The 19,506-nt window shown below is 44.9% G+C and carries 14 protein-coding genes; 2 read left to right on the plus strand and 12 right to left on the minus strand.

All coding sequences use genetic code 11. The annotated features are described in order from the left end of the window. Positions 1 to 44: 44 nt before the first annotated feature. The 4 genes from OO774_RS12620 to OO774_RS12635 form a co-directional block, all read right to left on the minus strand. Positions 45 to 887: a 3-keto-5-aminohexanoate cleavage protein gene (locus OO774_RS12620; RefSeq protein WP_264903000.1), complete on the minus strand. Its 843-nt coding sequence runs from the start codon at positions 885 to 887 to the stop codon at positions 45 to 47. Then, positions 878 to 2,209: an aspartate aminotransferase family protein gene (locus OO774_RS12625; RefSeq protein WP_264903001.1), complete on the minus strand. Its 1,332-nt coding sequence runs from the start codon at positions 2,207 to 2,209 to the stop codon at positions 878 to 880. Before OO774_RS12625 ends, OO774_RS12620 begins: the two co-directional genes overlap by 10 nt. A 209-nt stretch (positions 2,210 to 2,418) precedes the next feature. After that, positions 2,419 to 3,687 (minus strand): O-acetylhomoserine aminocarboxypropyltransferase/cysteine synthase, encoded by a 1,269-nt coding sequence (locus OO774_RS12630; RefSeq protein ID WP_264903002.1) that lies wholly within the window; start codon positions 3,685 to 3,687, stop codon positions 2,419 to 2,421. 133 nt (positions 3,688 to 3,820) lie between these two features. Continuing rightward, the gene (locus tag OO774_RS12635) at positions 3,821 to 4,738 is read right to left on the minus strand and encodes a LysR substrate-binding domain-containing protein (protein WP_264903003.1); all 918 of its coding nucleotides are present in this window, start codon (positions 4,736 to 4,738) and stop codon (positions 3,821 to 3,823) included. Between the two features lie 108 nt (positions 4,739 to 4,846). Between OO774_RS12635 and OO774_RS12640 the strand changes: the two genes are divergently transcribed. Together OO774_RS12640 and OO774_RS12645 are read left to right on the plus strand one after the other, a co-directional pair. Then, entirely contained in the window at positions 4,847 to 6,103 is a 1,257-nt protein-coding gene (locus OO774_RS12640) for a D-amino acid dehydrogenase (protein WP_264903004.1), read from the plus strand. 292 nt (positions 6,104 to 6,395) lie between these two features. Continuing rightward, on the plus strand, positions 6,396 to 7,949 hold the full coding sequence (locus OO774_RS12645; protein ID WP_264903005.1) for an alanine/glycine:cation symporter family protein: 1,554 nt from the start codon (positions 6,396 to 6,398) through the stop codon (positions 7,947 to 7,949). Between the two features lie 86 nt (positions 7,950 to 8,035). On the opposite strand, the gene OO774_RS12650 is transcribed toward OO774_RS12645, so the two are convergent. The 8 genes from OO774_RS12650 to guaA form a co-directional block, all read right to left on the minus strand. After that, on the minus strand, positions 8,036 to 8,941 hold the full coding sequence (locus OO774_RS12650) for a LysR family transcriptional regulator (RefSeq protein WP_264903006.1): 906 nt from the start codon (positions 8,939 to 8,941) through the stop codon (positions 8,036 to 8,038). Positions 8,942 to 8,989: 48 nt separating this feature from the next. Then, positions 8,990 to 10,189: a M20 aminoacylase family protein gene (locus tag OO774_RS12655; protein WP_264903007.1), complete on the minus strand. Its 1,200-nt coding sequence runs from the start codon at positions 10,187 to 10,189 to the stop codon at positions 8,990 to 8,992. Between the two features lie 39 nt (positions 10,190 to 10,228). Continuing rightward, the gene (locus tag OO774_RS12660; RefSeq protein ID WP_264903008.1) at positions 10,229 to 11,542 is read right to left on the minus strand and encodes an MFS transporter; all 1,314 of its coding nucleotides are present in this window, start codon (positions 11,540 to 11,542) and stop codon (positions 10,229 to 10,231) included. Positions 11,543 to 11,889: 347 nt separating this feature from the next. After that, a complete protein-coding gene (locus tag OO774_RS12665) occupies positions 11,890 to 12,870 on the minus strand; it encodes an HAD family hydrolase (protein ID WP_264903009.1) in 981 nt (326 codons plus the stop codon). A gap of 175 nt (positions 12,871 to 13,045) precedes the next feature. After that, entirely contained in the window at positions 13,046 to 13,639 is a 594-nt protein-coding gene (locus OO774_RS12670) for an acetate uptake transporter (protein ID WP_264903010.1), read from the minus strand. Positions 13,640 to 14,021: 382 nt separating this feature from the next. Then, entirely contained in the window at positions 14,022 to 15,914 is a 1,893-nt protein-coding gene (locus OO774_RS12675) for an ABC transporter substrate-binding protein (protein WP_264903011.1), read from the minus strand. Between the two features lie 153 nt (positions 15,915 to 16,067). Further along, positions 16,068 to 17,579 (minus strand): putative Ig domain-containing protein, encoded by a 1,512-nt coding sequence (locus tag OO774_RS12680; protein WP_264903012.1) that lies wholly within the window; start codon positions 17,577 to 17,579, stop codon positions 16,068 to 16,070. Between the two features lie 292 nt (positions 17,580 to 17,871). After that, positions 17,872 to 19,425 (minus strand): glutamine-hydrolyzing GMP synthase, encoded by a 1,554-nt coding sequence (guaA, locus tag OO774_RS12685; protein ID WP_264903013.1) that lies wholly within the window; start codon positions 19,423 to 19,425, stop codon positions 17,872 to 17,874. Positions 19,426 to 19,506 lie beyond the last annotated feature (81 nt).

Consider the following 19,506-nt stretch of genomic DNA (forward strand, 5'->3'; position numbering starts at 1 on the left):
CACTCCAAATGGAGCCTTTTTTCATTCTGATAGAAACTCTTTGCTTAACCGCAGATAGAAGATCTCAAGCTACAGGCATCTTCCAGAGGAATATTCAAGTGTTGGCTTAGTTCGCTGAGCAAGCTGACTTGCGCGGCATTACTCTCGGCCAATCTTCCATTAGCGTCGAGATGGTTATTCTCAAAACCAACCCGAACATCGAGGCCAAGCAACATCGCAGACGTCAAACAATCCAATTCTTTTGCCCCAAAAGCACAAACGGCGCAGCGAATGTTCTCTTGTTTAAATCGCTCTAAATTCAAGCCGCGTAAATCCCACGGAGAAGACTGTTGCTGTTTGTGATAGCGACCCAATACAACAAGCGCATGTTGATTAAAATTAGGCAATGCGCCCAATTTTCGTAGCTGAAAGTAACGTTCAATATCCGCCTCATCGTAAAGAATTATTTGGCTGATAATATTCTGCTCAGCAACCCAGTGAAAAAAATCGTGCCCTTGTTTTTCACTCTCGTCATTCGGAATCAACTCTCTTAACGCAAATGAAGCGGCTTCTGGCCTCACCGATTTAATCAACGCTATCTGCTGCTGTGGCGAATACTGCCCGACGGCTTCTGTGGTTAACTGAACCAGCATGTTCTCACCAACCGCTTCTTTCACAGCGTGATAAAGAGGCTCATTATCGTCAATGTCTAGCGAGTGTTTACCGTGACCATCACGCGCATGCAAATGGATCATCGCAGCTCCTGCCAACTGACAGGCTCGCGCTTCAGTAATCAACTCATCAGTGGTCATCGGCAAACTGGCATGATCTTGCTTGGTCTTTCTCGCGCCATTCGGTGCAACTATTATCGCGACGGCCTCTCGATGAGGCGCTGAATCTATTGCCATGTCGTTGATACCTCACGCAGTGTACGGTTAAGTTTTTCTACCAATTCATCGACGTGACTTGGCTGAAAAATAAAAGGTGGCGCGAGCAAAATATGGTGACCGTTTACGCCGTCAATAGTGCCGCCCATCGGATAACACATTAGACCATTTTCCATCGCTCGCTGTTTAATACGCTTATCTGCCATCGTGGCTTTGTTTAAAGGTGCTTTGCTCTCTTTATCCGCAACCAGTTCAATCCCTAAGAATAGACCTTTGCCTCGAATATCACCGATAAAAGGCAGTTCAGAAAGCGCTAAGCTAAGCTCATGACGCAGCAGTGTACCTTGTCGATTCACGGCAGTTAGTAGCTCTTCCTCGAAGATCGTTTTGACCGTCGCAACCGCTGCTGCACAAGCGACGGGATGAGCCATAAAGGTATGACCGTGCTGGAAAAAACCACTCCCTGATTCAATCGCTTGGTACACTTTATCGTTAGCCGCAACAGCACCAATTGGTTGATAGCCCGCACCTAACCCTTTTGCCATGCAGACTAAATCTGGCTCGGCTTGCTCTTGTTCAAAAGCGAAGAAGCTACCACTGCGACCAACGCCACACATGACTTCATCCATGATCAGAAGCACATCATATTGGTCGCAGATTTCTCGAATGCGTTTGAAGTAACCGTCGGTTGCAGGAACTGCCCCAGCCGTCGCCCCAACTATTGGCTCAGCGATAAACGCCATGACATTTTCCGCGCCCAATTGAAGAATTTTGGCTTCTAACTCGTTCGCAGCGCGCAGTGAATATTCCAGCTCTGACTCATCCGCTTTCTGATAACGATAAGCGTAGCAAGGCGCAATATGATGGCCGGAGTTTAGAATGGGCCTGAAAGGCTCACGTCGCCACTCGTTCCCCCCTACCGCTAATGCGCCGAGGGTATTGCCGTGGTAACTCTGCTGGCGGGCGATAAAATATTTTTTCTCTGGTTTGCCGGATTCAACAAAATACTGGCGTGCCATTTTTAACGCCGACTCCACCGCTTCTGAACCACCACTAACCAGGTAAACATGGTTGAATTGTTCTGGCATGTGCTGGCAAATTAACTCAGCAAGCTGCTCTCCGCTTTCGCTGGTAAAAAAGCCCGTATGAGCAAAAGGAACTCGCTCTATCTGCGCTAACATCGCTTGTTTAACCGCTTGATGGCTGTGACCGAGGTTCGATACCGCAGCGCCGCCACACGCATCTAAATATTGTTTACCTTGTTTATCAAACAGGTATACCCCTTCTCCGCGGTCGATTACTGGTAACGTATTGTGACAATGACGATGAAAAACATAAGACATGTGAGTTCCTTCAAGTGAATGCCGTCTTGTTACATCATCTTGAACAAACGTGATTCTCACAAGGGAATAAAATTCGACCGGTATGAGCTTTTGGAATATAGGAAACCTAAAGCCATCAATTCATTGAAAGTAAATAAATAAAAACAAAAAAGGCCAGCTTTATTAAAGGCTGGCCTATGGGGGACTAAAAGCTCTGTTTAGGTACGATTTTAGGCGTTTAGTGCCTGCTCTAAATCGGCCAGAATATCATCAATATGTTCAATCCCCACTGACAGGCGAATCATCTCCGGCGACACGCCTGCTTGCTTTTGTTCTGCTTCGCTTAATTGGCGGTGAGTGGTAGACGCCGGATGACAAGCCAGTGATTTAGCGTCACCGATATTGACCAAACGCTTGAAGATTTTCAGAGCATCATAGAAACGAACACCGGCTTCATAACCGTCTTTCAGGCCGAACGACAAAATCGCAGAAGGCTTACCTTTCATATATTTCTGCGCTAATTCATGGTGCTCTGATTCAGGCAAACCTGCGTAGCTGACCCAACTGACTTTCTCATGCTGGTTGAGATATTCCGCCACTTTTAAGGCGTTCTCGGTGTGGCGCTCCATGCGTAAAGATAAGGTTTCCAGCCCCTGCATTAGCATAAACGCATTCATTGGTGACAGCGCTGACCCCGTATTGCGTAACGGAACGGTTCTTGCGCGGCCAATAAAGGCAGCTTCACCAAATGCTTCGGTATACACCACGCCATGATAAGACGGCTCCGGTTGATTAAACACCGGGAATCGCTTGCTGTGCAAGGCCCAAGGAAACTTACCCGAATCGACAATAACGCCACCCAATGTCGTGCCATGACCGCCAACATATTTGGTCAGAGAGTGCACCACAATATCGGCTCCAAATTCGATTGGCTTACACAACACAGGCGTTGCAACAGTGTTGTCCACAATCACAGGCACACCTTGTGCGTGAGCAAGATCAGCAACGCGCTCTAAATCGATGATGTTACCAGCAGGGTTACCAATGCTCTCACAGTATACGGCTTTGGTATTTTCATCGATAAGTTCAGCCAGGCTTTCCGGTTTATCGTCCTTGGCAAATTTCACTTGGATGCCCTGATTAGGCAACATGTGGGCGAACAAGGTGTAAGTACCACCGTAGAGTTGCGGAGTCGATACGATGTTATCGCCCGCCTGTGCCAAGGTCAGAATCGCATAGTTAATCGCTGCGCTGCCTGCGCTCACAACCAAACCTGCGATGCCACCTTCCAAGGCGGCCATACGTTTTTCCAGCACATCATTGGTAGGGTTCATAATGCGTGTGTAAATATTGCCCGGTACTTCCAGGTTAAAAAGATCCGCACCATGCTGAGCGTTATCAAATTCATAAGCGACGGTCTGGTAAATTGGGGTCGCCACGGACTTAGTGGTAGGATCCGTTTCATAACCAAAATGGATCGATAGCGTTTCGTCTTTCATGTTCTTCCTTGTGCGTTATCTCTAAAAATAGCGGTATGTATCATGCCTATTTTTCGCTCAAAGAACCTCGCTATTGGTCACAATGCATATCATTAACCCTGTCACTGTTATGGTAATGGGTGGCAGAAATCACTTATCCAGTAGCCACTTGCTGCAATAGCCACCGACGAAACTTTTCTGTCGAGTCATTTTTGGTATTGGTGATCAAATAGTAACCGGCATTTGCTGGTATCGGCTTGAAAGGCGAGACCAAGCGCTGCGTAACAAGTTCATCCTCAATCAATGCCATCCTTGCCATCGCAATGCCCACGCCAGCTTCAGCTGCAGACATGGCCATGTCAGTACGGTTAAAGAAGTGTCCGACATCGGTCTTAAAATCGAGCCCCATTGCCGAAGCCCAATACAGCCATTCATAGTCACGGGTCGCCTTATCCCACGGCAGAGCATCATGCAATAACGTCGCCTCTTTCCACTGAGCAATTGAAGCTAAAGCGTTATTTTTGTTTGTCGTAGCTTTCAGCCATGAATGATCCTCAAGGTATTTAGGGCTCATCACTGGCAATAACTGTTCGTCTAAAAGCAATTCAGCGTCTTTATGTCGGTAGGGGTGTAGCCCGTAATCGATAGCGACGTCGTAATCTTTCAAATCGCTGTTAACCAATGCCACTTCTGCAAAGATCTGCACTTGGATATCTGGGTGTTCCAGATGGAAACTCTCTAGCTTTGGTACCAGCCATTTGAAGGCAAACGACGGCGTCAGCTTGAGTTTAATTTCATTGTTTTGCTTGTCGACTTTCAACTCATCAAGCAGTTTTCCCAGCTCAGAAAAGTGAAACTGGGCTGCTTGTTGAAGTTGAACTCCCTTTGCCGTTAAGCGAATACCACGAGAGTGGCGTTCAAATAGATTAAAACCTAATGTCTCTTCTAAGTGAATAATTTGTTGACTAATTGCCCCCGTTGTCAGGTGCAAAGACTTTGCAGCACCAGTAAAACTGCTATGTTCAGCAACTTGACTAAATAACCACAAACCGCTTACTAGATTACCTCTCATATACAACCCTATAGTTTTTCTAAACTCTATATGTAATTTATATCGATTGTTAACAAAAGGTAAGCAAAAGAAACTAGCGACAAATAATTATTGTGTGTGGAGTGCAAAATGGAAGTCATCGTATTAGGCAGCGGCGTTATCGGTTTAACATCGGCTTGGTATTTATCTCAGGCAGGTTACCAAGTAACGGTCATTGACCGTCAAGCAAGCAGTGCTATGGAAACCAGCTTTGCCAACGCTGGGCAAATCTCTTATGGCTACTCTTCTCCTTGGGCCGCGCCGGGTATTCCGCTTAAAGCGATCAAATGGCTAATGGAAGAGCATGCTCCGCTGAAAATAAAACCAACGCTAAACTCGGACATGATCAGTTGGGCATCAAAAATGGTCGCCAACTGCACTTTGCCACGTTATCAAGTTAACAAAGCGCGCATGCTTTCTATCGCGAATCACAGCCGCTCTTGTCTTGAGCAGTTACGCAAAGATCACGCTATTGAATACCAAGGTCGCCAGTTCGGTACTCTACAAGTCTTCCGTACCGAGCAGCAGCTCAAAGCGATTGAAAAAGATCTCAAACTACTTGAGCAAAGCGGCACACGTTTCCAGTTGATGGACGTTGAACAGTGCATCAAACAAGAACCTGGGCTTGCTCTAGTACAAGAGAAGATCGTGGGTGGTTTGTACCTTCCAGATGATGAGACGGGTGATTGCTTCCAGTTCTGCCAACAGCTTACTGAGCTGGCAAAAGCACATGGAGTCAGATTTGAATTCAATACCGAAGTGAGCAACTGGGTTACTGAAGGTAAAAAGATCACAGGAGTCCAAACGAACCGTGGCCTGTTCAAAGCGGACCAGTTTGTCGTGGCTTCTGGAAGCTATTCAACAGCGTTACTCAAACAGCTTGAGGTGAATATTCCGGTTTACCCAGTCAAAGGTTATTCACTGACGGTTCCAATCGAAAACGAGCAATACGCACCTCGCTCTACGGTAATGGATGAGACTTACAAAGTCGCCATGACACGTTTTGACGACAGAATTCGTGTTGCAGGCACTGCAGAACTTGCTGGTTTTGATGGCTCTATCCCGCAGAAAAGAAAGAACACGATTGAAATGGTCATTCGTGATCTATTCCCTCGTAGCGGAGACTTTAGCCAAGCTGAATTCTGGACAGGTTTCAGACCGATGACACCAGATGGCACACCAATCATTGGAGCAACGCCGTACGAGAACCTGTTTACTAATACCGGACATGGTACGTTAGGCTGGACAATGGCATGTGGTTCAGGTCAGCTTTTAGCAAGCATAATGACGAAAGAAAACTCCAAGGTTATTGAACAATCAGAGCTTAACTTATTCCGTTACGCCTGATTAATAAATAGCCATTAAAACCATAATATGCACTTACATTAGCATATTAAACTTTGCATTTTTTAGTACATTTTAATAACAATATCCTGCATACTTAGTCAAACAAGGAATCTTAGCTTAAAAAAGCATCGAATAAGCAACAGTAACCAGACGTTAACGAGAGTTAATCATTCTGTGTTCACCGTCACGCTATCAAGCATTTTAAGCTAAAAAGGTTAACAATTGCGTTACAAAAAAAGGTAATGTGTTGTTGCAAAAACAACCGCAAACACAACTAACAGGGAAAATACTCATGCAGTCATTAGTTGATTTTCTGAATGGAATTATCTGGAGCCCAGTACTGATCTACTTGTGCCTCGGTGCTGGTTTATTCTATTCAATCATGACTCGTTTCGTTCAAGTTCGTCATTTCTTTGAGATGTGGCGTCTATTACTATCAGGAAAGAGCTCAAAAAAGGGGATTTCATCATTTCAGGCGCTGGCCGTGTCGCTATCTGGCCGTGTTGGTACAGGTAACATTGCAGGTGTTGCAGCCGCTATCGGTTTCGGTGGCCCGGGTGCCGTTTTCTGGATGTGGGTCGTTGCATTCTTTGGTGCTGCAACCGCTTACGCAGAATCAACGCTTGCGCAAATCTATAAAGAAGAAGATGAAGGCGAATTCCGTGGTGGTCCGGCTTACTACATTGAAAAAGCAATGGGTCAGAAATGGTACGCTTGGATCTTTGCTATCGCGACGATCTTTGCGTGTGGTGTGCTACTTCCAGGTGTTCAATCGAACAGTATTGGTAACGCAGTAGAAGCCGCATTCGGCTCTGGTGACATGATCGAAACCGCTATCGGTACCATCAGTTTTGCTAAAATTTTCACTGGTACGGTTGTCTGTGTCATTCTTGCTTTCATCATTTTTGGTGGCGTAAAGCGTATTGCAAACTTCACTCAAATCGTTGTTCCATTTATGGCTTTGGCTTATATCGTGACAGCGTTTGTGATCATTCTGCTTAACATCAGTGAGGTTCCACGCATCTTCGCTATGATCGTTGGTGACGCGTTCACACCAATGGCAGGTATCGGTGCAGCAATTGGTTGGGGTGTAAAACGTGGTGTTTACTCTAACGAAGCAGGTCAAGGTACGGGTCCTCATGCAGCGGCAGCAGCGAGTGTTGACCACCCAGCACAGCAAGGTTTAGTACAGTCGTTCTCTATCTACATCGATACACTACTTGTTTGTTCAGCAACAGCGTTTATGATTCTGATCACTGGTGCTTACAACGTACATGGTGCAGCAGAAGGCGCGTTCCTGATACAGAACCTACCAGCAGACATTGGTGCTAACGGCCCAGTATTTACTCAGATGGCAATCGAAAGTGCACTTCCAGGCGTGGGCAAAACATTTATTGCAATTGCTCTGTTCTTCTTCTCATTTACGACGATTCTGGCTTACTACTACATCGCTGAAACGAACATCGCATACATCCGCCGTACGTTTAAAGTGGATGGCTTGATGTTTATTCTTAAACTGATCCTTCTGTCAGCGGTATTCTACGGTACAGTAAAAACTGCCAACCTTGCATGGGCAATGGGTGACGTAGGTGTAGGCTTGATGGCTTGGTTAAACATTGTCGGTATTCTGATCATCTTCTTTATGTCTAAACCAGCACTTAAAGCATTGAGTGATTACGAAAGACAACAAAAAGAAGGCGTGACTGAGTATACGTTCAACCCAGTAGCGCTAGGCATTAAAGGGGCTGATTACTGGGAAGGTAAATACAAGCGTAAGACTGGCAAATCTGCTCACACTGCCGCTGTCGAAGCAACACAGAAAACAGCAGAAGAAACTTCTCTGTAAGATTACAAAAATAAATACAGCAGTACACAACAACAAGGGCCAGCGACTCGCTGGCCCTTTTATTTTCTTCATCCGAAACCGGCAAACTAAAAGTCGGGGTAGATGTCTCTCATATCCTGCAATATGCCATCAAACAGTGCTGTGGCACTCTGTGTCATGATATCCCGTTTCGGCCGCACCATTGAAATGACACTATCAGGGATATTATCCAGCAGTGGCACTACCGCAAATTCATTTTTGATGTAATCCAAATCAAGCGATTCCGTAGAAAACAGCGCTGCAAAATCGGCGTTTTGAATGAGTGAGCGGGCTAACGTCATCGAAGTGCACTCACGAATGCGCGATGGTAACGGAAGACCATTTACGGAGAACAACTGATAAAAATAAGTGCTCGGATCATCAGGTGAATCCAATGTCAGCCAGTCACTCTGATGCAATGTCCTTAGCGAGCGAGTATTACACAGCGGATGGGACTTGCGGGTCACCACGACATTAGGAATACGACACACCGCCTGCCACTCCAGCGCACTATCAATCACTGGTATTTGCGATGTGATCGCGAAATCAACTTCCCCCTGGCGCAACTGTGTTAACAAAGGCGCAGGACGTAACTCTACAATCCTTAGAGATATTTCCGGATAACGCTGCATGAATGTATTCAGACTGGCGGTTAACGATTTTAGTAATGAAGCAATTGGCGTGACGCCGATAGTCACACTGCCGTTAGGAACCCCGCGCATGGTATCGATCTCTTGCTTGGCACGCCGGGCCGTTTCGTTCATTAAACGCGCATAACCCAAAAGCCGCTCACCATAAGGGGTCAGAACGAGGCCACCAGCAGAACGTTCAAACAAAGCAACGCCGTACTGTTGTTCCAACTCTTTGATGGCTTTGCTTAAGGCGGGCTGAGTCAGATGTAATTGCTCCGCCGCGGCTTTCAGGCTTCCCGCCTGGCTCACCGCCAGAAATGCTCTCACTTGATGTAACTTCATCCTGCTATCTGCCCTCACTGCCCCTAATGCAAAGCCATTCTACACCACTTATTCGCTGCTCAGGTACTCATTCACGAGTTCGACCCAACAGGCTGCACCGATCGTAACTAGCTGATCATTAAAATCATAGCCTGGATTATGCACAGAACAGCCATGCCATTCGCCAACGCCATTAGAGAGAAAGAAATAGCACCCAGGGCGCTCTTTCAACATCCAGGCAAAATCTTCACTGCCAGGAACAACCGGTGATTCATCACCAGCGACATTGTCTTCACCAAGTACCGCCTTGACCACTTTGCGAGCACGCAACGTTTCCTCTGATGAGTTGAAAACCGATGGGACCTGACGCAAATATTCAACTTCCCCTTGGATGCCAAAGGCCTGACACTGCCCGGCGACCACCTCACGAATGCGCTGCTCAATCAAATCCTGATTCGCTTCACTGAAGTTACGTACCGAGAGCCTCATCAACGCATCATTTGGAATCACATTCGATGTTTTTCCTGCCTCAATCTGACCAATACTGATAATACTTTGGTCAGCTGGGTTTATATTGCGCGACACAATACTTTGCAGCCCAAGAATGATATGACCAATGGCAATGGTGACATCGTTTGATAGATGAGGCATTGCTGCATGACCACCTTTCCCTGTGAGACGAATGGTGACTTTATCTGACGATGCTAACGATGCACCACTGCGTACTGCTGCCTGGCCGACTTCCTTGCCCGGCATATTGTGCAGCGCAAATATCGCATCACATGGAAAACGCTCAAACAAACCATCCTCAATCATGGCTTTCGCACCCGATAATCCCTCTTCATCTGGCTGGAAAATCAGATTAATCGTGCCATCAAAAGAAACACTCTTCGCTATATAATGTGCCGCAGCCAACAAGATGGCGGTGTGTCCATCATGACCACAAGCGTGCATGCGGCCATTTATCTTACTGGCGTATGGTAAACCAGTCTCTTCATGAATAGGCAAAGCGTCCATATCTGCACGAATACCAATACTGCGTTGAGAAATCCCCTGCTTCAATACGCCGACCACGCCATGCCCGCCGATACCAGTGTGAGTTTCATAGCCCCACTCCGTTAAAAGATCAGCCACCAGCTTAGCCGTGTTAGGCACGTCTGCTCCTAATTCTGGATGAGCATGAATGGCATGCCGAGTCTGAATAAATTGCTCACAGCTGGCAACAAAGTCGACATTTTTGAGTAGTGATAATTCTGGTAATGTCATCATCAATTCCTTTTATTTATTCGATTGTTTTAACGAAGAGACTTATTGAGGTGCTTTCGCTGGGAAGCGCAACATAGCCAGAGAGCTAATGGTAAGCGCGCACATCAGATAAAATGCAGGAGCCATTTTATTACCACTCAACTCGATCAAACTGGCGACGAGCAACGGAGTGAAACCACCAAAAACCGTTACGCCAAAGCCATAAATCATTGAAATACCACTCGCTCGATACTGCTGAGTAAACGCTTCCATAATCAGTACAAGTAGAGAGGCATTAGCCAGAGCAAATAACGTGATTAAACCACCGATGATCAGCAATGCTTTAGGTAGAGAGGCTTCACCACCAAGTATCGCGAACGCAGGATAAATACAGACAAAAGCACCGAACATACCAAACAGCGGCAAGGTTTTACGACTTTGCAAACGATCCGCCCATTTACCAAATAAAGGCATCAACATCATCAACATAAAACCCGCCATCACCGCGACAGCAAAAGCCGTCGTCGGCGCGTAGCCCAACTCTTTAATCAGGTAAGTTGGCATGTAGAACACTTCAATATACATACATGCAGTACCACCCCAAATCATTAACATGCCAGTTAAGATCGTGCGGCCTTGTTTACGCAGAACGGTTTTAAATGGAGTATCTTTCGCGTGGGAATCTACCTGATGTGGCTCTTTTAGATGACGACGGATGTACCAACCTACAGGACCGATCAATAAGCCAAGGATAAATGGAATACGCCAGCCCCAGCTATGCACGTCCTCTGGAGTGAGCAGACCATTTACCGCGAAAGCAACGAGTGCCCCAAACAGCGCAGCTGCACCTTGACTGGCCAGTTGCCAGCTCACCATATAACAACGACGCTTATAATTATCGGACTCCATCAGTGCGGCTGATGCTGCACCAATTTCACCACCAGCAGATAAGCCCTGTAGCAAGCGACCTACGACCAAAATGATGGTTGCGGCAATACCAATGCTCTCATAGGTAGGAGTCAGCGCAATCATACCGGTACCGATAGTCATCAAAGCAATCGTGAGGGTCAGCGCGGCTTTACGTCCGTGTTTATCCGCGTAGTTACCAATGAGCACCGCACCGAGTGGGCGCATAACAAAGCCAACGCCAAACGTAGCAAGTGATAACAACAAGCCAGCAGCGCTACCACCGACATTAAAAAATAACTCGCCTATGATGACGGCAAAAAAACTGTAGACCGTAAAGTCATACATCTCTAATCCATTGCCAAGTGAGATGGCAAAAATCGCTTTACGTGGTTCTGAAGAAGACTTATCGGTTTGCTCAACCACGGAGGTCAATTCTGGTTCCAGTGAACTTGATAGTGTGCTACTCATGGTTTCCCTTCCTTGTACTCATGACAACTCATTCGCTATTAACTGACTAGATAATAGCCAAGACAAGAAACCTCACCACAAACCAAAAGTTATCTTAATAACCAAATAGTAAAAACATGCATTCCCTTAACTGATCACTCAATGTTCATTACGCTCTCATTAGGTGCAAGTCCATACGAAAAACAGAACAAAACTCTGCATATACGAAATAAAAACAACAAAACTCATAAAAACACAAAATAAAAACCAAAGCGTAGCAGATTAACTAAAACTTATACAGATAAAAAAAAGAAGGGAGTTAACCAAAGGCTACCCCCCCCCTTCTTCTTACTACTAGTTAGCAACCGCTATTTAGATGGGTGTATTTGTACCCAATCATTTTTCATATCAACAACCAGCCAACCGTTCTCTTTTGCTTCATCAAGACCTTTGTCTAATTTGCCTACGCTGGACTCACGATCGTACTTCCACTCCCGTTTCTCATCAGTATGGTGGACATACATTGCAAGACGAGGCCCCGGACCAGACGTTGTCCACTGCAGCATTTGCAGATCACCATCCGAGTTACCAAATGATGCAATTGGGCGTTTACCGATGTGTTGATAAATCTGCTGTGGTTTTTCTACTTTGTCATTAATAACGACAATGCCCGGAATACGCTTAACTTGATAGCTTCCGTCCATATTCACAAACTCAGTAGAAAGTTGGGTCCCAATAATGCGCTCCGAAGGGATGTTATAAACATCAGTTGCCCAAGCACGCATAAAAGCATTTCCGCCTCCAGAGACAATAAAGTTTTTGAATCCGTTGTCTGCCAGATAATCTAATAGCTCGAGCATAGGTTGGAAAACCATATCAGTGTATGGCGCTCCAGTTACCGGGTGTTTTGCCGTACTGATCCAGCTTTTAACCACACTGGTAAATTCATCACTGATCACACCCGTATGAGTTTGTAGCAATAACGTCATCAGATCGTCTGTCGTCAACTCATCTAACTGGCCGTTCAATACAAGGGAGTATGGCTTGGTGGTTTTCCACTCAGGGTGCTCAGCAGCTTGTGCTTTAATTTGGTCCAAAGAAAACAGCATCTGGAAGAACATCGGCTTTTCAGACCATAGCGTTCCATCGTTATCAAACGTAGCAATGCGATCCGCTGGATCAACAAAGTTAGCGGATTCTGAGTCGGTAACGTCGCTGACAAATTGGATGAGAGTTTGTTTTGTCTTACCTTCATTCCAAGAAGGTAACGGATCACTAGTCTGAGCGAAAAGTGGAAATGAGCTCACCGCAACGGCGAGTGTGAGAATAACCGACAAATGCTTTTTCATAGAATGTAACTCGTTGTATATGGATACGTAAATAATGAATTATTCTCCATAAAAAAGCTCGTACAATGTCACAACAATTTATAAATCAGACCATTCTCACTGATACCGCTAATCTCAGATAATAAAAAAGCGGACCTCAAAAGGTCCGCTTCTTAAAGTTTGCTGAATTAAGCGTTTACGCCATCGCAACCGCTTCAACTTTACGCGCGATTTTTGCTTTACCAACAGGCAGCACTTCACGGCCAAACTCATTGTTTAGTACTTGTGCCATAGCGAAGTAAACCGCGCTAGCACCACAGAAAATACCTTCAAAACCAGCAATAGTGCCAATAACTTCGCTACCAGTGAAATCACGAGCAGCAAGCAAGAAGAACAGGATGGTCAGTGAACCAAATACAACTTGTTTTGCTGTTGGGTAGCAAAGAGAACCAATGAACATAAAACCAGTAAATATACCCCATAGTGCCAAGTACCACCCCATGAAGCTCGCTGGGCTTGCTGGTAGACCCATGTGAGGCATAACAATCAGACCAACCAGAGTCAGCCAGAACAGACCGTAAGACGTAAACGCAGTTGTACCGAACGTGTCACCACGCTTGAAACACATAATGCCCACGATAACTTGACTAAGGCCACCGTAGAAGATGCCCATCGCTAGAATCATTGAATCTATTGGGAAGAATCCTGCATTATGAATGTTTAGCAGAATTGTGGTCATACCGAAACCCATTAGACCTAGCGGTGCTGGGTTAGCCAGTTTTGTCGACATGTACAAATACCTTTAAAAAAATTTGATAAAAAATGCGTGCAAATTTTAATGGAGGCAGTCACAAAAGAGAAAAGTCGTTACTGGAAACTTAGATTTCACAAATAGTCAGGCGCATAAAAAAGGCCCCAGCTAATAAGCAGAGCCTTTCTTTATTACGAGATTAACGGCTCATTGGCAGGTAATCTCATCCTAAAACCAGTTGCTTTGAACTGGGCTATCCCACACAGGCCATTTTTCTCAATAAGGCGTTGTGCTGTCTATTGAGACCAATTAAGTTAATTCAATCAACTTATTACGCCATTACTCATTACGCGAAAAATGTGAGATGCAAAAGGCAGCGCCCAGAACCTCAGGGAGTGAGTTCCAGACGCTGCAGTTACATTTACTTTTGCTTCCAAAGCTGTGCTGGGCGCATCGGGCCCGGCGACGCGATACCATAAGAGTGAGGTACGCTGGTGTCCGAGTTGCGTACGTCGTTCTTGATAATCACACCTTCATCAAGAGCACGAACAGTACCGATGAGATAAAACTCATCTTTTGCAACATCTACAACCTGATGCATAAGCTTGTTTTGCTCAGTTTGAGAGGCAGTATTCGCCATCGCCTCTAGCAATTGGAATTGTTTTGCGATTGCACCTTGAGGTTTCTCAGCCAGGTTATGCGATTTGTCAGTAGACCAATAATAATACGCCGTAGCCCACGTGGATTCTGGGTTTTGTGGCGCATAGTTTCGATAAGTATCCAACACCCCAATACCACCATCACCCGTGTTCGGAATCAAGTCATGTTCATTAGCCAGACGCTGAGTTAGCACGTAGGAACCCTCAGAAATTTTCATGTCCATAAAGATTCCGACCTTGGCCCAATCATTTTTTATCAGTTCAAGAATGTCTGTACGTTCACCGGCTAGACGTTGATCAATCAAAGTATCAATTCGCAATCTTTTACCGGTTTTATCCAACCGGAAACCCTCATTATCTCTTTTATTTAACCCTAACTCATCAAGCAGTTTATTGGCTTTATCTGGATCGTACGCCAGATATTGGGTTCCAAATTCCTCGTTGTAAAACTCACTCCCTGGAATAGGCGCAACCTGCCAAGGTTCTACAGCACCAGAATAAACGGCTTCGCTGATCCCTTCGCGGTCAATGGCATGCGATAGAGCAATACGAAACGCTTTTTTCTGATAGAGCTCACGTTTAATTGGATCTTTAATGGTTTGGTTTAAACCTAAAATCAGAGCATTAGAACTGGTTGTTGGGCGTAGTTTGTATTTGTAATTACCTTTGTTTTCATTTTCGATAAACATAGAGCGATATTTTGGCTCACCAACAAAACGAGTTTGAAAATCGGTTTCACCTGCAGCCGCTCTCAATACCAGCTCTTCTTTATTTTCAGAATAAGAAATATATACATTGTCAAGATAAGGAAGCTGGTTACCTTCACTGTCAACAACCCAATAATAAGGATTTCGCTCCCATACTGCATATTGCGTTTTAGGTGACGCAGGCACTTTGATCTTCCAAGCGTTTACTGTTGGTCGATCCGGATTTGAATAATGCTCTGGGAAGTAATGAGCGCGACATTTTGTTTGGAAATATTGCTGCCAACTTTCAAATCCAGCTTTTTTGGCCTCATCGCGTACTTTTGGATTTACTTCTGGTAGGTATTGTTCACAATAGTGCTTAGGGAATTGTACAATATTTGAACCATCAGTATTTGCAAGCTTACGAATAAACATACCATCTGGCTTTTCAAGTTTGAATTTAACGGTATATTTATCTAAGACTTCAGCAGTTGCGGGAATATACGCAGGTTTATTGCCTGACCAGTCTTCTCTTGAAACAAGATCAATATAAAATTTGATATCTTCTGACGTAAATTCAACACCATCAGACCACTTAATTCCCTCTCTAAGTTTAACGGTATATTCAGTAAGCTCAGGGTTAACTTCAAACGAAGTTGCAATATTTGGCTCTATGCCAGTGTAAGAGCGATTAAAATTAAACAGGTTATCGTATTTCATTAATCGCATATCTAAACCAATATTACGTTTAAGCGATAATAGGTTTAGTTGTCCACCGTACTCACCGATGGAATCAATAGGCTCAATGACTAGAGGCTCTTTAGGAAGGCGATTTTGTACCTCTGGTAATGCTCCTGTTTTAACTTGCTGTTGCAATATAGGAGCTTCGTCGTATGCCGCGAAAGCATGTCCGCTAATAATGAGACCAACTACCATGGCCAGCTTTTTTTTGTGAATATTAAGCATCATTGATTTTCTCGTAGGATTGCGTTTGTTGGTTGCCATAATCTATGGCTATATAATAATGTCAGACCTGTATTTACAGTTCTCACTTGGTATTCTTACTTTTAGTTAAACACCATTAAGTTTGTTTCTCGATCATTATCCAATTTATTGACCCTTTTATACTTTGCTATTGTTTGCACGTAATAACTCTGCACTGTGTGGAAGTAAGTCAATTAAAAAACACGAGTTAGTTACAGTTAAAGATTGGTGACGCCAGGCGTCTCGAAGTTGAACTTCAGCAAAGTCGATAAAGTTGTTTAAGTCGATGTTCAAAGTTCTGGTTGTCTCAGAACGGTTAAATATTCCTATTGCTACGTCACCGTTTTCCAATTCTTTCGTCCAAACTTCTATGTCACCTTCCAGCTCAAAACGGCGTGTAGGTGAAACTAAAGAATCCTGATTGATATCGATCACTTCGGAGTTGGTGATCAAATTTAAGGTAAACTCATCGAGTTGTTCGATATCGCAACTTAGCATCAAAGGAGCCGATAAGAGCGCCCACAAGGAAACTTGCGCATATTGCTCTTCATAGGACAATCGTGTGGGATTAAACTGGGTGTTTTTGCGGTTAGGGACACCGATGTGTCCAATTTGTAGCATATCTGGGTCTGGATATCGGCCGGGAGAAGAGAAAGCTTGCCAAGGCGCTTGAGAAAAACCGATTTTTGAGACGATTTCCCAAGAATCGTGGATGTCCCCTGTTGTACGCCAGCAATGGCACCAGTTTGTTAACTCAGCGGCGTGGTCAAAAGGCGCATCATTTGACAAGCTAATCACAATATTGGCATGAGTTTTCTTCGTGTCTTTCCACATACGCATTGCGGTCGGTGCATCATTAGGTTTCCAGTCTAATTTAACGAACTCAAATCCCCAGTCGGCAAACTGCTGTATATCCTTATCAAAAAACCACTCTCCAACATGGTTTAGCCCGTTTGTATTGATACTTGGATAACGGCCAAAAAACTGATGAAATTGTTCACGATCTCGCTCGGCAAGATAGTAGTTTTTGTAGTCCCCTTGCGTGTTAGGTGCGCTGCTTCCAATAAAACCAGCGTACGTTGCCTGCCATGGCGTCGTGTAGATTCCTGGTTTTAAGCCCAGAGATTTTACAAACTGACACATGCTGTGCATATCGTTGAATCGTTCATTGGCTTGCAGAGCTAACGTATTCTGGCAACGCTCCCCTTGCCAACAATCATCGATATTGATATAGCTCCAGCCATAATCAATTAAACCTTTTTCTACAAATGCTTGTGCGGTTTGTTTTATAGCTTCTTCACTAATCAGTTCACTATGGCAGTACCAACTATTCCACCCCATAGGAGGTGTCAGGCATATTTTCTCGTCAATACACAAGCGAAGCGTTTTAGTATCTTCCCCATGAACGTTACGAACGGTCATTTGAATCTCATGAATTCCTTTTGATTGCACAATGCCCGATATGAGTCCGGTACTCGAGTTAAGGGTTAATCCTGCAGGTAAGTCAACGGCAATATATTGCAGAGGTTTAGCGCCGCTAGCCGCTACTTTATGTTGAAAAGGATAGTTGGGATAATATCCAAATGTTTTAGCGCCATTAATACGAGGTATTTGGCTAGCTTTAGGTGTACGAATTGGGTAAAACGACATAAAAAATCCTAACGAACTCTAGTACACAGTGGACGATGAGTTCTTAACAGAGAGTGATACACGAGGGAATTTTAATAACACTCACTGAAAAAAGATGGGAGCTTGCAAATCTTTTCTATTAAACATAGTTTCAAAGATTTTAAGACGGACGTCTCAAAAACCTTTCACCAAACCGTATGTCCAATCAATCACTTAGCTTGCACAACGATTGGTTTGATTGGTATATGCCAAAAGAGACAAACAAAAAAAAACCAGCCCGAAGGCTGGTTCTATCAAACAAAATCGTTGAGGACTATTCCCACTCGATTGTCGCTGGTGGCTTACCAGAGATGTCGTAAACAACACGTGAAATGCCATCAACTTCGTTGATAATGCGGTTAGATACTTTACCTAGGAAGTCGTATGGTAAATGAGCCCAATGTGCTGTCATAAAGTCGATGGTTTCTACTGCTCGTAGAGATACAACCCAATCGTACTTACGGCCATCGCCCATTACGCCAACTGAACGTACAGGTAGGAATACCGTGAACGCTTGAGACACTTTGTTGTATAGGTCTGCTGCGTGAAGCTCTTCAATAAAGATAGCGTCAGCGCGACGTAGCAAGTCACAGTACTCTTTCTTGATCTCGCCAAGAACACGAACACCCAGACCAGGGCCCGGGAATGGGTGGCGGTAAAGCATGTTGTAAGGCAGACCTAACTCAAGACCAATCTTACGAACTTCATCTTTAAATAGCTCACGTAGTGGCTCAACCAGACCCATTTCCATATCTTCTGGCAGGCCGCCCACGTTGTGGTGTGATTTGATCACGTGCGCTTTACCAGTTTTAGAAGCTGCTGATTCGATTACGTCTGGGTAGATAGTACCCTGAGCTAGCCATTTTGCGTTAGCCAGTTTCTTAGACTCTTCATCGAATACGTCTACGAATACGTGACCAATTGTCTTACGTTTTTCTTCTGGGTCAGACTTGCCTTTTAGCGCGTCAAGGAAACGCTCTTCTGCATCAACTTTGATGATGTTGAGACCGAACTTGTCGCCAAACATATCCATTACTTGCTGACCTTCGTTCAGACGAAGCAAACCGTTATCGACGAATACACACGTTAGCTTGTCACCAATCGCGCGGTGAACCAGCATAGCAACCACTGACGAATCTACACCACCAGAAAGACCCAGGATAACTTCGTCGTCACCGACTTGCTCTTTAATGCGAGCGACTGCGTCTTCGATGATAGATTCAGAGGTCCATAGACGCTCACAACCACATACGCCCAGAACAAAGTTCTCTAGCATTTGTAGGCCTTGTTTGGTGTGAGTTACTTCTGGGTGGAACTGAACGCCGTAGTATTTCTTCTCTTCGTTCGCCATCGCTGCGTAAGGACACGTGTCTGTCTCACCAACTTTTACGAAGTCTGCTGGGATTTCTACTACTTTGTCGCCGTGGCTCATCCAAACGTCTTGAATCGCTTCAAGATCTTTAAACAGTGCAGATTCGCCAGAAACTTTAACTTGTGCGTAGCCAAACTCACGCTCGTTTGAGCCTGCTACTTTACCACCTAGCTGCTCTGCCATGGTCTGCATGCCGTAACATACACCAAAAACAGGAACACCTGAGTCAAATACGTATTGAGGTGCGCGTGGAGAGTTTTCTTCCGTTACGCTTTCAGGACCACCAGATAGGATGATGCCATCTGGATTGAATTCGCGAATATCCGCTTCTTCTACGTCCCAGCTCCATAGTTCACAGTAAACGCCGATTTCACGTACGCGACGAGCAACTAGTTGAGTGTACTGAGAACCGAAGTCCAAGATCAGAATACGTTGGTCATGGATATTTTTAGTCATTTTGAGCAGTCTTTTTTAGGCTAAGTGATTAAAACCGAGGCGAGTGTACTCGCCTCTTCTTAATGCTTCAAGGAAAAAGCA

Origin of the sequence: Vibrio sp. STUT-A11 (assembly GCF_026000435.1) — a bacterium.
In the GTDB taxonomy this organism is placed as follows: Bacteria; Pseudomonadota; Gammaproteobacteria; order Enterobacterales; family Vibrionaceae; genus Vibrio.

Bases quoted from the DNA above. Each gene is read 5' to 3' on its own strand.
- OO774_RS12660 (WP_264903008.1), bottom strand. From the start codon at position 11,542: ATGAGTAGCACACTATCAAGTTCACTGGAACCAGAATTGACCTCCGTG.
- OO774_RS12675 (WP_264903011.1), bottom strand. From the start codon at position 15,914: ATGATGCTTAATATTCACAAAAAAAAGCTGGCCATGGTAGTTGGTCTC.
- OO774_RS12630 (WP_264903002.1), bottom strand. From the start codon at position 3,687: ATGAAAGACGAAACGCTATCGATCCATTTTGGTTATGAAACGGATCCT.
- OO774_RS12645 (WP_264903005.1), top strand. From the start codon at position 6,396: ATGCAGTCATTAGTTGATTTTCTGAATGGAATTATCTGGAGCCCAGTA.
- OO774_RS12650 (WP_264903006.1), bottom strand. From the start codon at position 8,941: ATGAAGTTACATCAAGTGAGAGCATTTCTGGCGGTGAGCCAGGCGGGA.
- OO774_RS12665 (WP_264903009.1), bottom strand. From the start codon at position 12,870: ATGAAAAAGCATTTGTCGGTTATTCTCACACTCGCCGTTGCGGTGAGC.
- OO774_RS12680 (WP_264903012.1), bottom strand. From the start codon at position 17,579: ATGTCGTTTTACCCAATTCGTACACCTAAAGCTAGCCAAATACCTCGT.
- OO774_RS12635 (WP_264903003.1), bottom strand. From the start codon at position 4,738: ATGAGAGGTAATCTAGTAAGCGGTTTGTGGTTATTTAGTCAAGTTGCT.
- OO774_RS12655 (WP_264903007.1), bottom strand. From the start codon at position 10,189: ATGATGACATTACCAGAATTATCACTACTCAAAAATGTCGACTTTGTT.
- OO774_RS12625 (WP_264903001.1), bottom strand. From the start codon at position 2,209: ATGTCTTATGTTTTTCATCGTCATTGTCACAATACGTTACCAGTAATC.
- OO774_RS12670 (WP_264903010.1), bottom strand. From the start codon at position 13,639: ATGTCGACAAAACTGGCTAACCCAGCACCGCTAGGTCTAATGGGTTTC.
- guaA (WP_264903013.1), bottom strand. From the start codon at position 19,425: ATGACTAAAAATATCCATGACCAACGTATTCTGATCTTGGACTTCGGT.
- OO774_RS12640 (WP_264903004.1), top strand. From the start codon at position 4,847: ATGGAAGTCATCGTATTAGGCAGCGGCGTTATCGGTTTAACATCGGCT.
- OO774_RS12620 (WP_264903000.1), bottom strand. From the start codon at position 887: ATGGCAATAGATTCAGCGCCTCATCGAGAGGCCGTCGCGATAATAGTT.